This is a genomic window from Novacetimonas hansenii JCM 7643 (assembly GCF_000964405.1).
Taxonomy (GTDB): domain Bacteria; phylum Pseudomonadota; class Alphaproteobacteria; order Acetobacterales; family Acetobacteraceae; genus Novacetimonas; species Novacetimonas hansenii.
Genome location: NZ_BANE01000139.1, coordinates 1 through 14,326, shown reverse-complemented (window position 1 = coordinate 14,326; position 14,326 = coordinate 1). Strand labels below are relative to the sequence as shown.

Genomic DNA, 14,326 nt, shown 5'->3' with positions numbered 1-14,326 from the left:
TGGTTCACTCAGAATCAGCGCTGCTGATAGAGCAGGCGCGCACGGATCGTACCCTTGAGATCACGCAGCTTGCCCAGGATGCGGTTGTCCTTTTCCACATCCCTGCCGGTATCGGCTTCTACGACAACATACCCCAATTCACCCGCCGTCTGTAGATACTGCGCCGTGACGTTGCAGCCCTCGCGGGAGAAGATTTCGTTAATCTGCAACATCACACCCGGCGCGTTGGTATGGACGTGCATGAAACGGGTGCCGTGCGGGTTTTCCGGCAGTTGCACAGTAGGAAAATTGACGGCCCCCAGTGTGGAGCCAATGTCGGAATAATCCAGAAGCTTGCGTGCGACTTCCTGACCGATACGTTCCTGCGCCTCGGCGGTTGACCCCCCGATATGCGGCGTCAGAATGACATTATCCAGCCCACGCAGCGGTGTTTCCAGGCTTTCGCCCGCAGCCTTTGGCTCCTTGGGGAACACATCGATCGCGGCACCCAGCAGGTGGCCATCCTTCAACGCCGCGGCAAGCGCGGCGAGATCCACAACATTGCCGCGCGCATTGTTGATCAGGAATGATCCCGGCTTCATCGCACGGATCTGCGCCTCGCCAATCATGTTCGCCGTTTCCGGCGTCTGGGGCACATGCAGGCTGATGACATCACTCAGTCCCAGCAGCTCCTCCAGCGTGGCGACAGGATGGGCATTGCCATGCACCAGTTTGTCGATCACGTCATAATAGAATACGCGCATGCCAAATGCCTCGGCCAGCACGGAAAGCTGCGAACCGATGGACCCATACCCCACGATGCCCAGCGTCTTGCCGCGCACTTCCCAACTGTTCGTTGCTGACTTCTTCCATACGCCTTCGTGGCATTCCACCGATTTGGGGAATATCCGGCGCATCAGCATGACAATCTCGCCCATCACCAGTTCGGCGACAGAGCGGGTGTTGCTGAATGGCGCATTAAAGACGGGAATCCCCCCCTCACGCGCGGCCACAAGGTCAACCTGGTTGGTCCCGATGCAGAAGCAGCCAATGGCGATCAGGCGGTCTGCACTCTCGATCACTTCTCGCGTCAGTTGCGTGCGCGACCGGATACCGACGATATGCACCCCCTCCAGCGCCTTGCGCAGGGCTTCGCCTTCAAGCGCGGTCTTGAGGCGGGTTACGTTTTCATACCCGTTTTCCTTGAGAAGCGACACGGCACTGTCATGCACGCCTTCAAGCAGCAGGATACGAATCTTGTCCTTGGACAGGGAAAGGTGGCCGACGGAGGGATGAGTCATGTGGAGTACTCACGCTTGTTCGATCAAAGGGATGCCCTATCCGATTGCTTGACGCATGGCTAGGGAGGAATGATGCAGGGCAGGGAATTAAGAGGCGGGGAAGTCAGGAAAACGTACTATTTCGCCAGAAGGCGACATGCCTGGTCCATAAGGGCGGGATTGCCGATGGCAAGGACACTGCCATCACCATCAAGCCGGAGCGGGCGCCCGGCCCAGTCCGTCATGCGACCGCCCGCACCTTCGACCACAGGGACAAGGGCGGCCCAATCCCATGGTTTCATGGTGCATTCGGCAATAATATCCACCTGTCCCAACGCCAGCAGGCCATATGCGTAACAATCCCCCCCCCAGCTCACGCGCTTGACCGCCCGCGACAGGGCCTCCCACCGCGGGCGGTAATCACCTTCGAGGATTTCAGGCGCGGTGCATGACAGTTCAGCCTGCGCCAGTGACGGGCACAGGCGTGTCCCGGCCTGTCCCGCAAGGCGTGAGACGTAACGCGTTGCCTCCCCCCGCACACCGATCCAGCGTTCACCGGTAATGGGCTGGTCAATAATGCCCAGTACCGGCACGCCATCATGCAGCAGCGCGATCAGGGTACCGAAGGTGGGACGCCCCGTCAGGAAAGCACGCGTCCCGTCAACCGGGTCAATCACCCAGCGATAGGCCGCGTCGGGCTGTTCCGTACCGAACTCCTCCCCCATGATCCCATGATGGGGCAGACGTTCGCCGATGACGGCGCGGATCGCACGTTCGGCGGAACGGTCGGCAATCGTCACCGGGCTGGCGTCGGCCTTGTCATCGGCGCGAACCCCCGCACGGAAAAACGGCCGCACAATACATGCGGCAACATCGGCCGCCGCCTGTGCCGCCGCAAGGAACTGCGTCTTTTGCGCCAGCGGGTCCGACATCAGTTCTTCTCTTCGACAAGGGTCTGGATATAGGCGACAAGGTTGGCCCGGTCTGTTGCCGATGTAATTCCAGGAAAGGCCATCTTGGTGCCCGGGGCAAAGGCATCAGGTTTCTTGAGCCATTCCGCCAGCAGGGCAGGGGTCCAGACGTCCTTCTTGTGCGCGCTCAGGGCTTCGGAAAATTCATAATCGGGAATATCACCGATATGCGTCCCCATAACGCCAAACAGGTCGGGACCGATGATGGACGGCCCATGCGGGGCAAAGCTGTGGCACATCGCGCACTGATGATCGGCGATCTCATGTCCCTTGGCTGCATCCGCGTGGGCCAGCAATGTCTCGATCGGCGGGTCCTGCCCGTCATCGGGCGTGGATTGCGGCATGGGAACCGCCGTCTGGGCTGCCGCGCGATGTGGCACGAGGAGGTTGCCCATACCCCAACTGCCCCCAAACGCCACCGCTGCGATCAGGAACGCTGCCCCCACCTGGTTAACCCGCATGCTGTTCATGAATAAAGACGCCTTTCGTGCGCGGTTGCATGACTTTGCTTCATTACCTAAACTGCCGTGCCGCTTGTGTGAAGCAGCCACAAGCTTGCACGTTTCGTGTCGCCTTGATGAACCGATGGGCCAAAACCAGATTTCATGAACCCGATTGTCATAATACCGGCCCGTATGGCGTCATCACGCCTGCCCGGAAAACCACTGGCGGATATCGCCGGACGCCCGATGATTGCGCACGTCCTTGAACGCGCCACACTGGCCGGAATCGGCCCGGTGGTCGTCGCCGCCTGCGATGCCGCTGTCGCGCAGGCCGTGGAGCAAGCGGGGGGACATCCCGTAATGACCGATCCAGACCTGCCATCGGGTTCCGACCGGGTATGGCAGGCATTGCAACGGGTTGACCCGCAGGGCAGGCATGACACGGTCATCAACCTGCAAGGCGACCTGCCCGGCGTCATGCCCGATATCCTGCACAAGGTTCTGCTGCCACTGCATGAGGCAGCCACCGATATCGCAACACTGGTGGCCCCCGTGCAGGACTCTGACGAAGCCGCCGCTGACTCGGTGGTGAAGGTGGCCTGTGCTTTTGCCGATGGCGCCGATACGGCACGCGCCCTGTATTTTTCCCGTGTCGCGATTCCATGGGGGCAGGGGCCATTATGGCACCATGTCGGCATCTATGCCTATCGCCGCACGGCCCTGCAGCATTTCGTCAGCAACCCGGAATCCCCGTTGGAACACCGCGAACGCCTTGAACAGCTTCGCGCGCTGGAGGCGGGGATGCAGATCGGATGCGCACGGATCGCGCATGCGCCATTCGGGGTGGACACCCCTGCCGACCTTGAACGCGCACGCGCCGCCGCGACTGCCACGATGCACGTGGCACAGGCACAGGCACAGGCACAGGCACAGGCACAGGCACAGGCACAGGCACTCACATGACCGGGGGCATCATCGCATTCCAGGGCACATTCGGCGCCTATTCCGACCTTGCCTGCCGACAGGCCCGTCCGGGCTGGACAACCCTGCCGTGTGAAACCTTTGCCGAGGCGATTGCCGCCGTGCATGAAGGCGGCGCGGATGCCGCGATGCTGGCCTGTGAAAACAGCCTGGCGGGACGGGTGCCAGATATCCATGCCCTGCTGCCACAATCCGACCTGTTCATCATTGGCGAACATTTCCTGCGCATCGAACACTGCCTGATGGGAATCCCCGGCGCGACCCTGCATGATGCGAAACGCGTCCATACCCATCCCGTCGCCATGGCGCAGATCCGGGGCCTGATAAAGGAAACAGGCCTGAAGCCGGTGGTGGAATTCGATACGGCCGGCGCTGCTGAACTTGTCCGTGGCTGGGGCCGCAAGGAAGATGTCGCCGTCGCATCGTCACTGGCGGCTGACCTGAACGGGCTTGTCATCCTGCGTCGCAATGTGGAGGACGCAACCCATAACACGACGCGCTTCTACATCGCGGCACGCACGCCCCCCGACCTGCCCGCGCGCATGCCCGAATGCATGACAACGGTGCTGTTTCGCGTCAGCAACCAGCCCGGGGCGCTGTATAAGGTGCTGGGCGGTTTTGCCACCAATGGCATCAACATGACACGCCTGGAAAGCTACATGCTTGACGGGTCGTTCGCGGCGACGCAATTCCTGCTCGACGTGGAAGGGCATCCCCATGACCCCGCCCTGGCGGCGGCACTGCGCGAACTGTCTTTCTTTGCAGAGCAGGTGGACCTGCTGGGGGTCTATCGCGCATCCCCCTTCCGCCGCAGGACCACGGATCAGGCGAACAGGGACCATGACGCGGCGGATACGGCCCGGACCGGAACGCCCGTCATGAAATGACAGCATGCCCCGCCCGCGGATGCTTTGCCATCCGCCCGCCCCATACCCATATCAGGGGATCATAGAGGCCGGGCGCATGCCCCGCCCCGTAACCGAGACAAAATTCAGGCCTGTCGCATTCATCTTTCAACCTGGCCCTTACGCCGGGGCGGACAGGACCTGCCAACAAAGTGGAAACAACCATGTTCAAGGGTTCCATTACCGCCCTGATTACGCCAATGAACCAGGATGGGTCGCTGGACCTGCCCTCCATGGGGCGTTTCATCGACTGGCAGATACAGCAGGGAACCTCCGCACTGGTTCCCGTGGGCACGACAGGGGAAAGCCCGACCCTGTCGCACGATGAACATGCGCAGGTGGTCGAATTCACCATCAAGACCGCCAATGGCCGCGTCCCTGTCCTGGCAGGAGCAGGATCCAACAGCACAGCCGAAGCAATCAAGATGGCCCTGCATGCGCAATCCGCCGGTGCGGCTGCGGTACTGGTGGTGACACCATATTATAACAAACCCACGCAGGAAGGAGTGTACCGTCATTTCATGGCGGTTGCCGATGCGATCTCGATCCCGGTCATCGTCTATAACATTCCCGGACGTTCCGTGATCGACGTATCCGTGGAAACCATGGCACGCTTGGCCAAGCATCCCAACATCATTGGCGTCAAGGATGCGACGGCGAACCTGTTGCGCCCATTACAGACGCAACAAACGGTGGGCAAGCCGTTCAACCAGCTTTCGGGTGAAGATGGCACGGCGGTGGCATTCCTTGCTTCCGGCGGCGATGGCTGCATTAGCGTGACTTCCAACATTGCACCGGCACAATGCGCCGAAATCCAGGCTGCCTGGAGTGACGGGCGGGTGATGGAAGCCATGGAAAAGCACAACCGGCTTTTCCCGGTACATGACGCCCTGTTTTGTGAAAGCAATCCCGTCCCGGTCAAATTCGCCGCCAGCGTGCTGGGATTGATGGGGGAAACCTGCCGCCTGCCGCTTGCCCCGTTGAGCGATGCATCACGCGCACGTGTCAAGGATGCCATGTCCGCCGCAGGATTGCTGGACTGACCCCATGGCAGCGAAACAGAAAAATGGCAGCGGGATGATTTCTACGGGAATCGCAGCACAGAACCGCAAGGGCCGGTTCAATTATACGATTCTGGAAACGCTGGAGGCAGGACTGGTCCTGAAAGGGCCAGAGGTCAAAAGCCTGCGCATGGGACGTGCGACCATTACAGAGGCCTACGCCGCCGAACGTAATGGGGAGTTATGGCTGTTCAACAGCTATATCCCAGAATATCAAGGGGGGGTCCTGTCCCGCTTTGAACCACGTGCGCCACGCAAACTGCTGTTGCATGGCAAACAGATTGACCGCCTCCTTGGCGAAAGCGCACGCAATGGCGTGACCCTTGTGCCGCTGGATATCCACTTCAACAGTCGCGGTCTTGCCAAACTGACCCTTGGCATAGGGGAGGGACGCAAGAAAGCGGATAAGCGGCATGCCATTGCCGAACGTGACTGGCAACGTGACAAAGCCCGCCTGATCCGTAACAAGGGGCGGGAAGACTGATCTGACCGGTTACAGCACGACATAAAAAAACAGGGCGTCCCGTTATGGGAGGCCCTGATGGCCGGGCGGCATGATGTTTTCACATCATGCCATCCAACACTCAATCAACGCTGATTGCAGCGGCTTCGGGCCCTTTCTGGCCTTCGACCACCTGCACATTGGCCGTCTGGCCTTCGGACAGGCTGGTCAGGCCGGAACGTTCCAGCGCGGATGCATGGACGAAAATATCCTTGCCGCCACTTTCCGGCGTGATGAAGCCAAAGCCCTTCGTGGCGTTGTACCACTTCACAATGCCACGCATGTCCTGCGCCTGCGACAGGTCAGGGGCGGGACGGCCAGAACGGGCGAACCCGCCACCGCCAGCACGCGGTGCACCACCAAAACCACGGGGGCGTTCCGGCTGCGCGGTGCTTTCGTCAACGGACACCACGGCGGCGACCTGGCGGCCCTTCGGGCCCTGACCAATGCGCACGACAAGCGTGCTGCCGGGGGAAACCGTCTCGAAACCGGTGGGGTTCAGTGCATTTGCATGCAGGAACACATCGCCCGATCCATCCGACAGCTCGACAAAGCCGAAGCCCTTTTCGCTATTGAACCACTTGACAGTGGCACCAATCTCCGGCCCGGATGCGACGATCTGCGGGCCTCCGCTGCCGGCAAAGGGGCGACGAGGGGCGGCAGGGCTGCTGGCGCGGTCATTGAATGACGGTGCCGACATGAAATCATCGTCAAATCCGCCGCGGCGCGGGGAGCGGGAGCTGCGGTCGGTCCTGTTACTTCTCAACGGTCGTAATCCCGAGGTCTAGGTGGCGGGTCCCGGTCACGGGAAGCCGCCGATATGGAAACGCTTTGTTCGCAGAATAGAGTTTTGCCTGTCTGGCATGACCGCAGTTCAGGCGGGCCGCCGGGAAACATTCTCTGTCCTGTCTTTGACCCTAGCATGAATCGCATCGGTATCACCAATATCTAAAGCATATTCCGGTGGCCGGATTCCACAGCATTTTTCACGTTCAAACATTTTTGTGACAAAGCAGGGGATCGCAAAGACATCTGCCCCCACCAGAACCCACCTGCCCCTGCGCCGTTTCCATGGCATCAGGCGTCACGTGCGCGCATCCCGCGCCATCTCGGCCATGGGCATGTGCTTGGCATGTGCCTGACGCATGCCAAGCAAGCATTTATAAGAAGCAGGGAATATACCTGACATGAACCCGACGACCCTACCACCCGCCCCCCATAAGGTACGTGGGCGCGGACGCCCCCCCAAGGACATTTCCGAACAGCAGGACATCCGCCATCAACTCATACAGGCGGGAATCATCGCACTGACGGAAAAGGGATTCGGTGCCAGTGGCCTTGACGATATCCTGCGCGGGGCAGGTGTCGCCAAGGGATCATTTTACCACTACTTTGAAAACAAGGAAGATTTTGGGATCGCGGTCATCAGGGGATATGCCTGTTATTTCGATGCGAAACTCGCCCGGTGGCTGGATGATGACACCTATCCCCCAGTGCAGCGTCTGCGCCATTTCGTGGAGGACGCAAAAACGGGAATCATACGTTTCGACTACACACGTGGCTGCCTGATCGGCAATCTGGGGCAGGAACTGGCTATCCTGCCAACTTCGTTCCATCAGGAACTGCGCGCCGTGCTGGCGGGATGGGAATGCCGGGTCGCCACATGCCTGACGGCAGCATTTGATACACCTTCTCCTGCCTGTGGCCATATCTGCCAGCGCTGGGCCGAATTTTTCTGGATCGGGTGGGAAGGGGCAATCCTGCGCGCCCATCTTGAACGCTCGGTCAGGCCGATGAGCCTGTTTTCGGAAATCTTCCTCGAAATGGTGGAGGCCGGATGTGACCTGAAGGGCTAGGGCAGATCCTGTTTGAATGCGTGCATTCAAACAGGTGAAGATGCGCGTAAAAACAATAAGCTGGAGCAGTTTTACCGAACCGGTTTCCGGTGGAAATGCTCTGGGTCCGGATTTTCACCCCGTCTTATTTTACCCTGCCTTCATGATCCGCTGCGCATCGGTGCGTGAGAAGAGTTCAAGCAATATGGCAATCGCCGCGTCGCGCCTGTGCACCGCTGGTGCGGTGCCGTCCACCACGCGTTGTGCATCCTGCGCCGCGGCGCGTAATAACTGCTCCACATGCACACCGGCTGCCATACGGAAATCCGGCAGCCCCGACTGACGGTGCCCCGCAAGATCGCCGCCACCACGGATTCGAAAATCTTCATCCGCGATGACAAACCCGTCTTCCGTATCACGCAACAACGCCAGACGCCGCCGCGCGGTCTGCCCCAACTGACCATCATGCAGCAGCAGGCAGAAGGAGTCTGCCTGTCCACGCCCCACCCGACCACGAAGCTGATGCAGCTGCGCCAGACCAAAACGTTCGGCATGCTCGATCATCATGACCGTGGCTGACGGGATATCCACCCCGACCTCGATTACCGTGGTGGCAACCAGGATACGTGTCCGCCCCTCGGCAAAGGCGCTGATCGCTTCTTCGCGCACGGCGATATCCTGCTGCCCGTGGGCCAGACCTACAAGATCGCCGAAATACTCCTTCAGCATCGCATGACGCGCCTCCGCTGCGGCGATGTCGAGTGCCTCGCTTTCGGATACCAGAGGGCAGACCCAGAAAACCTGCGCCCCACGCGCCAGCGCCCGGCGGACGGCCGCCACCAGTTCCGGCATGGCCGACAGGGCATGCAGCGAGGTGCGTATGGGCTTGCGTCCCGCCGGTTTCACATCCAGGCGGCTGACCTGCATATCCCCCCACTGCGTCAGCAGCAGGGTACGGGGAATGGGCGTGGCGGTCATGACCAGCACATCGGTCCGATCGCCCTTTTCACCAAGCATCATACGCTGCGCCACGCCAAAGCGATGCTGTTCATCAATGACGACCAATGCGAGATCAGCGAATTCGACCTTATCCTGAAACAGCGCATGCGTCCCGATGACAAGGGGAGCCGCCCCGGTGCGAATGGCCTCCAGCGCCTGCTTGCGCGCACGCCCCTTGACGGAGCCACTCAGGAACGCCACGGGAACGGGGGAAAGCTTCTGGAAGGTCGCCAGATGCTGGCGCGCAAGGATTTCGGTGGGTGCCATCATCGCCGCCTGATGTCCGGCCTCCACGGCGCAGAGCATCGACAGCAGCGCCACCAGCGTCTTGCCCGCCCCGACATCGCCTTGCAGCAGTCGCGTCATGCGATGGGGGGCACGCAGGTCGCGGCCTATTTCCTCCAGCACACGGATCTGTGCCGTGGTGGGTTCATGACCAAATCGCGACAGGGCCACCGTACGCAACGCACCTGTGCCAATGATGGACCGGCCAGGCCGGTCGCGGTTATCGATCCGCGCGCGCGCCATCGCGATCTGCATCGCCAGTAATTCGTCATAAGACAGGCGCGCGCGCGCGCGTTCGCTGGCGGCGGCATAACGTTCCCCTTCCATCAGGTCGGGGAAATCCGACGGGCGGTGCATGATGCGCAAAGCCTGCTCAAACGTCGGCCATTTGCGTTTGCGCACCATTTCGGGGTCCAGCCATTCAGGCAGATCCGGAAAACGGGCAAAAGCCCCCTGCAGGGCGGTGCGCAACTGACGGGGAAAGAGGCCACCGGTCAACGGCCATACGGGATCAAGCAGGGGAATCGTATTCTCCTGTTCCCCCATTACCAGGTAATCGGGATGCGGCATGCTCAGCCGATCACCGAACCGCTCCAGCATGCCTGATACGCATATCTGCATATCCACCCGCAACCGCTGTGCCTGATAGGGGGAAAAGAAGACCAGTTCGGCCTGACCCGTCCCGTCACCAACCACAATCCGCCATGGCTTGCGGCCCCGGCTGTTTTCGGGGGCGATGATCCGCACCACCCGTGCATGGAACGTACATACGCGCCCCGCCTCCGCCACAGCAAGCTGAGGGCGGTAACGCCGGTCCACCAGACCATCAGGCAGATGAAACAGCAGGTCGATCACGCGATCCCCCCGCGCCGCACGCGCGATCAGGCGTTCGACCGATGGGCCAATACCCGGCAACGTCCCCACACTGGCGAACAGGGGGGCCAGAAGCATGGCGTCCGGGGAGGAGGGGGCAGGGGGGCAGGGTGACACGCGGCTGTTCATCCGGCAGGTTGGCATGCAGGTCGTCCGGGCTGACATACGACCCGGGGACGGCTATAGGACAAATGCGTTACAGAACAAAACGCAACCATAACGGGGTGGAACGCAATGCAAACCAATAATCCTGATCTGTCACGCCTTGATGCACGTCGGCGGCGTATCTATTACCGCGCGATGCATCGCGGCACACATGAAACAGATGTGCTGATCGGGGGATTTGTCGCCCCACGCCTTGAAGGCATGAGCGAAGCGGAACTTGACGCGCTGGAGGAAGTGATGGACCTGCCTGATGCCGACCTTGCCGACTGGCTGAGCGGACGGCGCCCCATTCCGGCGGAAGTGGACACCCCCATGATGCGCGCCATCCTTGCCGATGCCAACGACCCCGAACGCCTGGCCGCGATCCGAGGCCCCAAATGAACGAGATCCGCGCCGCGCGACAGACATCCGGCCTGACCCATATCTGGGGCGTGCCGGAAGGATATGACGCGTTTCTCCTCGCCCGTCGCCTGTCCGAACATGATGGCCCCCTGCTGCATGTGGCGCGCGATGACGCGGAAATGGCGCGGATTGGCGAACAGCTTGCCTTTATTGCACCCGATGCGGAAATCCTGCGTTTTCCGGCATGGGACTGCCTGCCTTATGACCGGGTTTCCCCCAATCCCGCCATCGTTGCCGAACGTGTCGCGACCCTGACCTGCCTGCTGGAAAAACCGACACGCCCACGCATCGTGCTGACGACGGTCAATGGCCTGATCCAGCGCGTCGCCCCACGCCGCGCATTCGCGGGGCAATCGCTCAACATCGCAACGGGCGAGGCACTGGACCAGGAATTCCTGATCGAACTTCTGGTCGCAAACGGCTACAATCGCACTGATACGGTGATGGAACCGGGTGAATTTGCGACACGCGGCGGGATTTTTGATATTTTCCCGGCCGGTGAAGCCGAACCCGTACGCCTTGACCTGTTCGGGGACGAGGTGGAAAATATTCGCGGCTTTGATCCCGCGACCCAACGCTCCACAACACAAAAAAACGCGCTGGTCATGCGGCCCGTGGCGGATTTCAGCCTCGACCCCGACAGCATCTCGCGCTTTCGCACCGGCTGGCGCGATCTGTTTGGCCCTGCGGCAGCCGAAGACCCGATGTACCAGCATGTCTCTGACGGGCGGCGGCATGCAGGCATGGAACACTGGTTGGCGCTGTTCCATGAACATATGGAAACCCTTGTCGACTATCTGCCCGGCGTGTCGATTTCACTGGCGCAGCAGGCGGAAGAGGCCTTTGCCGCGCGTCTGGAAATGATCACCGATCATTTCGAAGCCCGCCGCCAGCCCCCCCGCGAAGGAGAAGTGCCTTACCGCGCACTTCCGTCCCACCTGATGTATCTTGACCGCAAGGGATGGGACGCCATGCTGTCGGGACACCCGGCAATGGTGTTCATGCCCTTTGCACAGCCCGATGGTGCGCCAGGCATTGATGCAGGTGGCAGGCCGGGACAGATGTTCGCGCGGACCGCAACCGACGGCATGCGCGAAAATGTCTTTCCGATGCTGGCTGCGCGCATGAATGAATGGGCACAGACGGGACGGCGCACCTTTGTCACCGCCTGGAGCCGTGGCTCTGCCGAACGGCTGGGTGTACTTTTGCGCGAATATCATCTGCCGGTGCAGTCATTCGCGACATGGCGCGACGCGTCACGCATGAAGGCCGGCACGGTTGGATTGCTGACACTGGGGCTGGAACGCGGTTTCGTGGCCGAAGACATGGCGTTCGTGTCCGAGCAGGACCTTCTGGGCGAACGGATTTCACGCCCACCGCGCCGCCGCAAGAAAGCCGACCAGTTCATTGCCGAAGCGTCTGAAATCGCGGAAGGCGATCTTGTCGTGCATCAGGATTACGGCATCGGCCGCTATGACGGGCTGGAGACGATTGGCGTGGGCAGTGCGCCGCATGACTGTCTGCGCCTGATCTACGACGGAAATGAAAAGCTGTTCCTGCCGGTCGAGAATATCGAACTGCTCAGCCGTTTTGGCTCGGAACAGACGGGGGTTGCGCTCGACAAGCTTGGCGGTGTGTCGTGGCAGTCGCGCAAGGCCAAGATGAAGCAGCGCATCCGCGACATGGCGGGTGAACTGATCCGTACGGCCGCGGCACGCGCCCTGCGCGAAGCCCCGGCGCTGACCCCGGCCGAAGGACTGTGGGACGAATTCTGCGCCCGCTTCCCCTTTGTGGAGACCGAGGATCAGTCCCGCGCCATTGCCGACGTGCTTGATGACATGGCATCGGGCCGCCCGATGGACCGGCTGGTATGTGGCGATGTCGGGTTTGGCAAGACGGAAGTGGCATTGCGCGCGGCCTTTGTCGCCGCGATGTCGGGCGGGCAGGTCGCAGTTGTCGTGCCCACCACATTGCTGGCACGACAGCATTACCGCACCTTCGCCGCCCGTTTTGCCGACCTGCCGATCAAGGTGGCGCAACTGTCGCGCATGGTCACGGGCAAGGACGCCACCGCAGTGCGCAAGGGGCTGGAGGATGGCACGGTCAATATTGTCATCGGCACGCATGCGCTGCTGGCCAAGACGGTGAAATTCGCGGATCTTGGCCTGCTGATCGTGGATGAAGAACAGCATTTCGGCGTTGCGCACAAGGAAAAGCTCAAGGCCCTGCGTGAAGATGTCCATGTCCTGACGCTCTCGGCCACCCCGCTGCCGCGCACCTTGCAGCTTGCGTTGACCGGCGTGCGGGAAATGAGCCTGATCGCCACCCCACCGACCGACCGCCTGGCGGTGCGCACCTTCATCATGCCATTCGACAGCGTCGTCATTCGCGAGGCCATCCAGCGTGAGCGGTTCCGTGGGGGGCAGGTGTTCTGTGTCGTACCCCGTATCGAGGATCTGGACCGCATGGCAACGCGGTTACATGAAATCGTGCCCGATGCGCGGATGGTACAGGCACATGGCCGCCTGACCCCGACCGAACTGGAACGGGTCATGACCGAATTCAGCGATGGCAAATACGATATCCTGCTGTCCACCAATATCGTCGAAAGCGGTCTGGACATGCCTGCGGTCAACACGCTGATCATCCATCGTGCGGACATGTTCGGGCTGGGGCAACTATATCAATTGCGTGGGCGCGTCGGACGCGGCAAACAGCGGGGATATGCGTACCTGACATGGCCGCAGACACACATCCTGTCCGCTGCCGCGCAAAAGCGGCTGGAGGTCATGCAGACACTCGACACGTTGGGGGCGGGCTTTACGCTGGCATCGCATGACCTTGACCTGCGCGGCGCGGGAAACCTGCTTGGCGATGAGCAGTCGGGACATATCCGCGAGGTCGGGATCGAGCTTTACCAACAGATGCTCGAAGACGCTGTGGCGGACCTCCGCCATGAAAAAGGCCGTCGCAAGACAGAGGATCGCGACTGGACCCCCAACATCATCCTGGGCCTGCCCGTACTGATACCCGACACCTACGTGCCCGACCTGCCAGTGCGTCTTGGGCTGTATCGCCGGATCTCGGCCCTTGCCAACGATGCGGAGATCGAGGCGATGCAGGCAGAGCTGATTGACCGGTTCGGCACCCTGCCCGATGAGGTACGCAACCTGCTTGATGTCGTCGCACTCAAGCGGATGTGCCGCATGGCAGGTGTGGAACGGCTGGAGGCCGGGCCGAAAGGCATGGTGATCCAGTTCCGCAATAACAGCTTCGTCAACCCGGCAGGACTGGTCACATGGATCGCACAGCAAAAGGACGCAAAAGTGCGCCTGCGCCCTGATCACAAGCTGGCGGTTATCAGGGAAATGACGAATGTGCAGCGTATCGCACAGGCCCGCAGGGTGCTTGGTGCGCTGAATGCGCTGGCGGATGCCGCCCCGGCCTGAAGAAGGCCCGACGGCTGCCATTGCTCAACAACATACACCCATCAGACAGGACAAAGTTTTCAGCAAATCCTTCGTCCAAACACGCCGGGGAAATCGTCACCTTATTAAAGGACGAAGGTAACATCCGGATACTTTGTGCCTGATCTGGAGCATTTCCACCGAAAACCGGTTCGGTGAAAATGCTCCGGTTTATGGT

General features: G+C 61.0%; 12 protein-coding genes. 7 read left to right on the top strand and 5 right to left on the bottom strand.

Features of this window, described 5'->3' with window-relative positions; genetic code table 11:
- Window positions 1-14: 14 nt before the first annotated feature.
- The 3 genes from serA to B7G66_RS10285 form a co-directional block, all read right to left on the bottom strand.
- Window positions 15-1,280 carry a phosphoglycerate dehydrogenase gene (gene serA, locus B7G66_RS10295; protein WP_003620030.1) on the bottom strand — a complete coding sequence of 422 codons (1,266 nt, stop codon included), beginning with the start codon at window positions 1,278-1,280 and terminating at the stop codon, window positions 15-17.
- A 116-nt stretch (window positions 1,281-1,396) separates the two neighbouring features.
- Window positions 1,397-2,191, bottom strand: coding sequence for an inositol monophosphatase family protein (locus tag B7G66_RS10290; RefSeq protein ID WP_003620031.1), 795 nt, complete (start codon window positions 2,189-2,191; stop codon window positions 1,397-1,399).
- On the bottom strand, window positions 2,191-2,700 hold the full coding sequence (locus B7G66_RS10285; protein WP_003620032.1) for a c-type cytochrome: 510 nt from the start codon (window positions 2,698-2,700) through the stop codon (window positions 2,191-2,193). Before B7G66_RS10285 ends, B7G66_RS10290 begins: the two co-directional genes overlap by 1 nt.
- A gap of 135 nt (window positions 2,701-2,835) precedes the next feature.
- Between B7G66_RS10285 and B7G66_RS10280 the strand changes: the two genes are divergently transcribed.
- From B7G66_RS10280 to smpB, 4 genes are all read left to right on the top strand, one after another.
- Window positions 2,836-3,636 carry a 3-deoxy-manno-octulosonate cytidylyltransferase gene (locus tag B7G66_RS10280; RefSeq protein WP_048859162.1) on the top strand — a complete coding sequence of 267 codons (801 nt, stop codon included), beginning with the start codon at window positions 2,836-2,838 and terminating at the stop codon, window positions 3,634-3,636.
- Window positions 3,633-4,541, top strand: coding sequence for a prephenate dehydratase (locus B7G66_RS10275; protein WP_003620034.1), 909 nt, complete (start codon window positions 3,633-3,635; stop codon window positions 4,539-4,541). The genes B7G66_RS10280 and B7G66_RS10275 overlap by 4 nt, the downstream gene beginning before the upstream one ends.
- A 170-nt stretch (window positions 4,542-4,711) precedes the next feature.
- The gene (gene dapA / locus B7G66_RS10270) at window positions 4,712-5,602 is read left to right on the top strand and encodes a 4-hydroxy-tetrahydrodipicolinate synthase (RefSeq protein WP_003620035.1); all 891 of its coding nucleotides are present in this window, start codon (window positions 4,712-4,714) and stop codon (window positions 5,600-5,602) included.
- Window positions 5,603-5,606: 4 nt separating this feature from the next.
- Window positions 5,607-6,104, top strand: a complete 498-nt coding sequence (smpB, locus tag B7G66_RS10265; protein WP_003620036.1) for an SsrA-binding protein SmpB — start codon at window positions 5,607-5,609, stop codon at window positions 6,102-6,104.
- Between the two features lie 100 nt (window positions 6,105-6,204).
- On the opposite strand, the gene B7G66_RS18975 is transcribed toward smpB, so the two are convergent.
- The gene (locus tag B7G66_RS18975) at window positions 6,205-6,888 is read right to left on the bottom strand and encodes a cold-shock protein (RefSeq protein WP_075596166.1); all 684 of its coding nucleotides are present in this window, start codon (window positions 6,886-6,888) and stop codon (window positions 6,205-6,207) included.
- Window positions 6,889-7,309: 421 nt separating this feature from the next.
- Between B7G66_RS18975 and acuR the strand changes: the two genes are divergently transcribed.
- Entirely contained in the window at window positions 7,310-7,978 is a 669-nt protein-coding gene (gene acuR / locus B7G66_RS10255; protein ID WP_003620038.1) for an acrylate utilization transcriptional regulator AcuR, read from the top strand.
- A gap of 129 nt (window positions 7,979-8,107) precedes the next feature.
- On the opposite strand, the gene recG is transcribed toward acuR, so the two are convergent.
- The gene (gene recG, locus B7G66_RS10250) at window positions 8,108-10,243 is read right to left on the bottom strand and encodes an ATP-dependent DNA helicase RecG (protein ID WP_040510805.1); all 2,136 of its coding nucleotides are present in this window, start codon (window positions 10,241-10,243) and stop codon (window positions 8,108-8,110) included.
- A gap of 105 nt (window positions 10,244-10,348) precedes the next feature.
- Between recG and B7G66_RS10245 the strand changes: the two genes are divergently transcribed.
- Window positions 10,349-10,660 (top strand): FAD assembly factor SdhE, encoded by a 312-nt coding sequence (locus tag B7G66_RS10245; protein ID WP_003620044.1) that lies wholly within the window; start codon window positions 10,349-10,351, stop codon window positions 10,658-10,660.
- Window positions 10,657-14,130: a transcription-repair coupling factor gene (gene mfd / locus B7G66_RS10240; protein WP_003620046.1), complete on the top strand. Its 3,474-nt coding sequence runs from the start codon at window positions 10,657-10,659 to the stop codon at window positions 14,128-14,130. The genes B7G66_RS10245 and mfd overlap by 4 nt, the downstream gene beginning before the upstream one ends.
- The last annotated feature ends 196 nt before the right edge of the window (window positions 14,131-14,326 follow it).

Bases quoted from the DNA above. Each gene is read 5' to 3' on its own strand.
- B7G66_RS10290 (WP_003620031.1), bottom strand. From the start codon at position 2,191: ATGTCGGACCCGCTGGCGCAAAAGACGCAGTTCCTTGCGGCGGCACAG.
- B7G66_RS10285 (WP_003620032.1), bottom strand. From the start codon at position 2,700: ATGAACAGCATGCGGGTTAACCAGGTGGGGGCAGCGTTCCTGATCGCA.
- recG (WP_040510805.1), bottom strand. From the start codon at position 10,243: ATGAACAGCCGCGTGTCACCCTGCCCCCCTGCCCCCTCCTCCCCGGAC.
- smpB (WP_003620036.1), top strand. From the start codon at position 5,607: ATGGCAGCGAAACAGAAAAATGGCAGCGGGATGATTTCTACGGGAATC.
- acuR (WP_003620038.1), top strand. From the start codon at position 7,310: ATGAACCCGACGACCCTACCACCCGCCCCCCATAAGGTACGTGGGCGC.
- B7G66_RS10275 (WP_003620034.1), top strand. From the start codon at position 3,633: ATGACCGGGGGCATCATCGCATTCCAGGGCACATTCGGCGCCTATTCC.
- serA (WP_003620030.1), bottom strand. From the start codon at position 1,280: ATGACTCATCCCTCCGTCGGCCACCTTTCCCTGTCCAAGGACAAGATT.
- mfd (WP_003620046.1), top strand. From the start codon at position 10,657: ATGAACGAGATCCGCGCCGCGCGACAGACATCCGGCCTGACCCATATC.
- B7G66_RS10280 (WP_048859162.1), top strand. From the start codon at position 2,836: ATGAACCCGATTGTCATAATACCGGCCCGTATGGCGTCATCACGCCTG.
- B7G66_RS10245 (WP_003620044.1), top strand. From the start codon at position 10,349: ATGCAAACCAATAATCCTGATCTGTCACGCCTTGATGCACGTCGGCGG.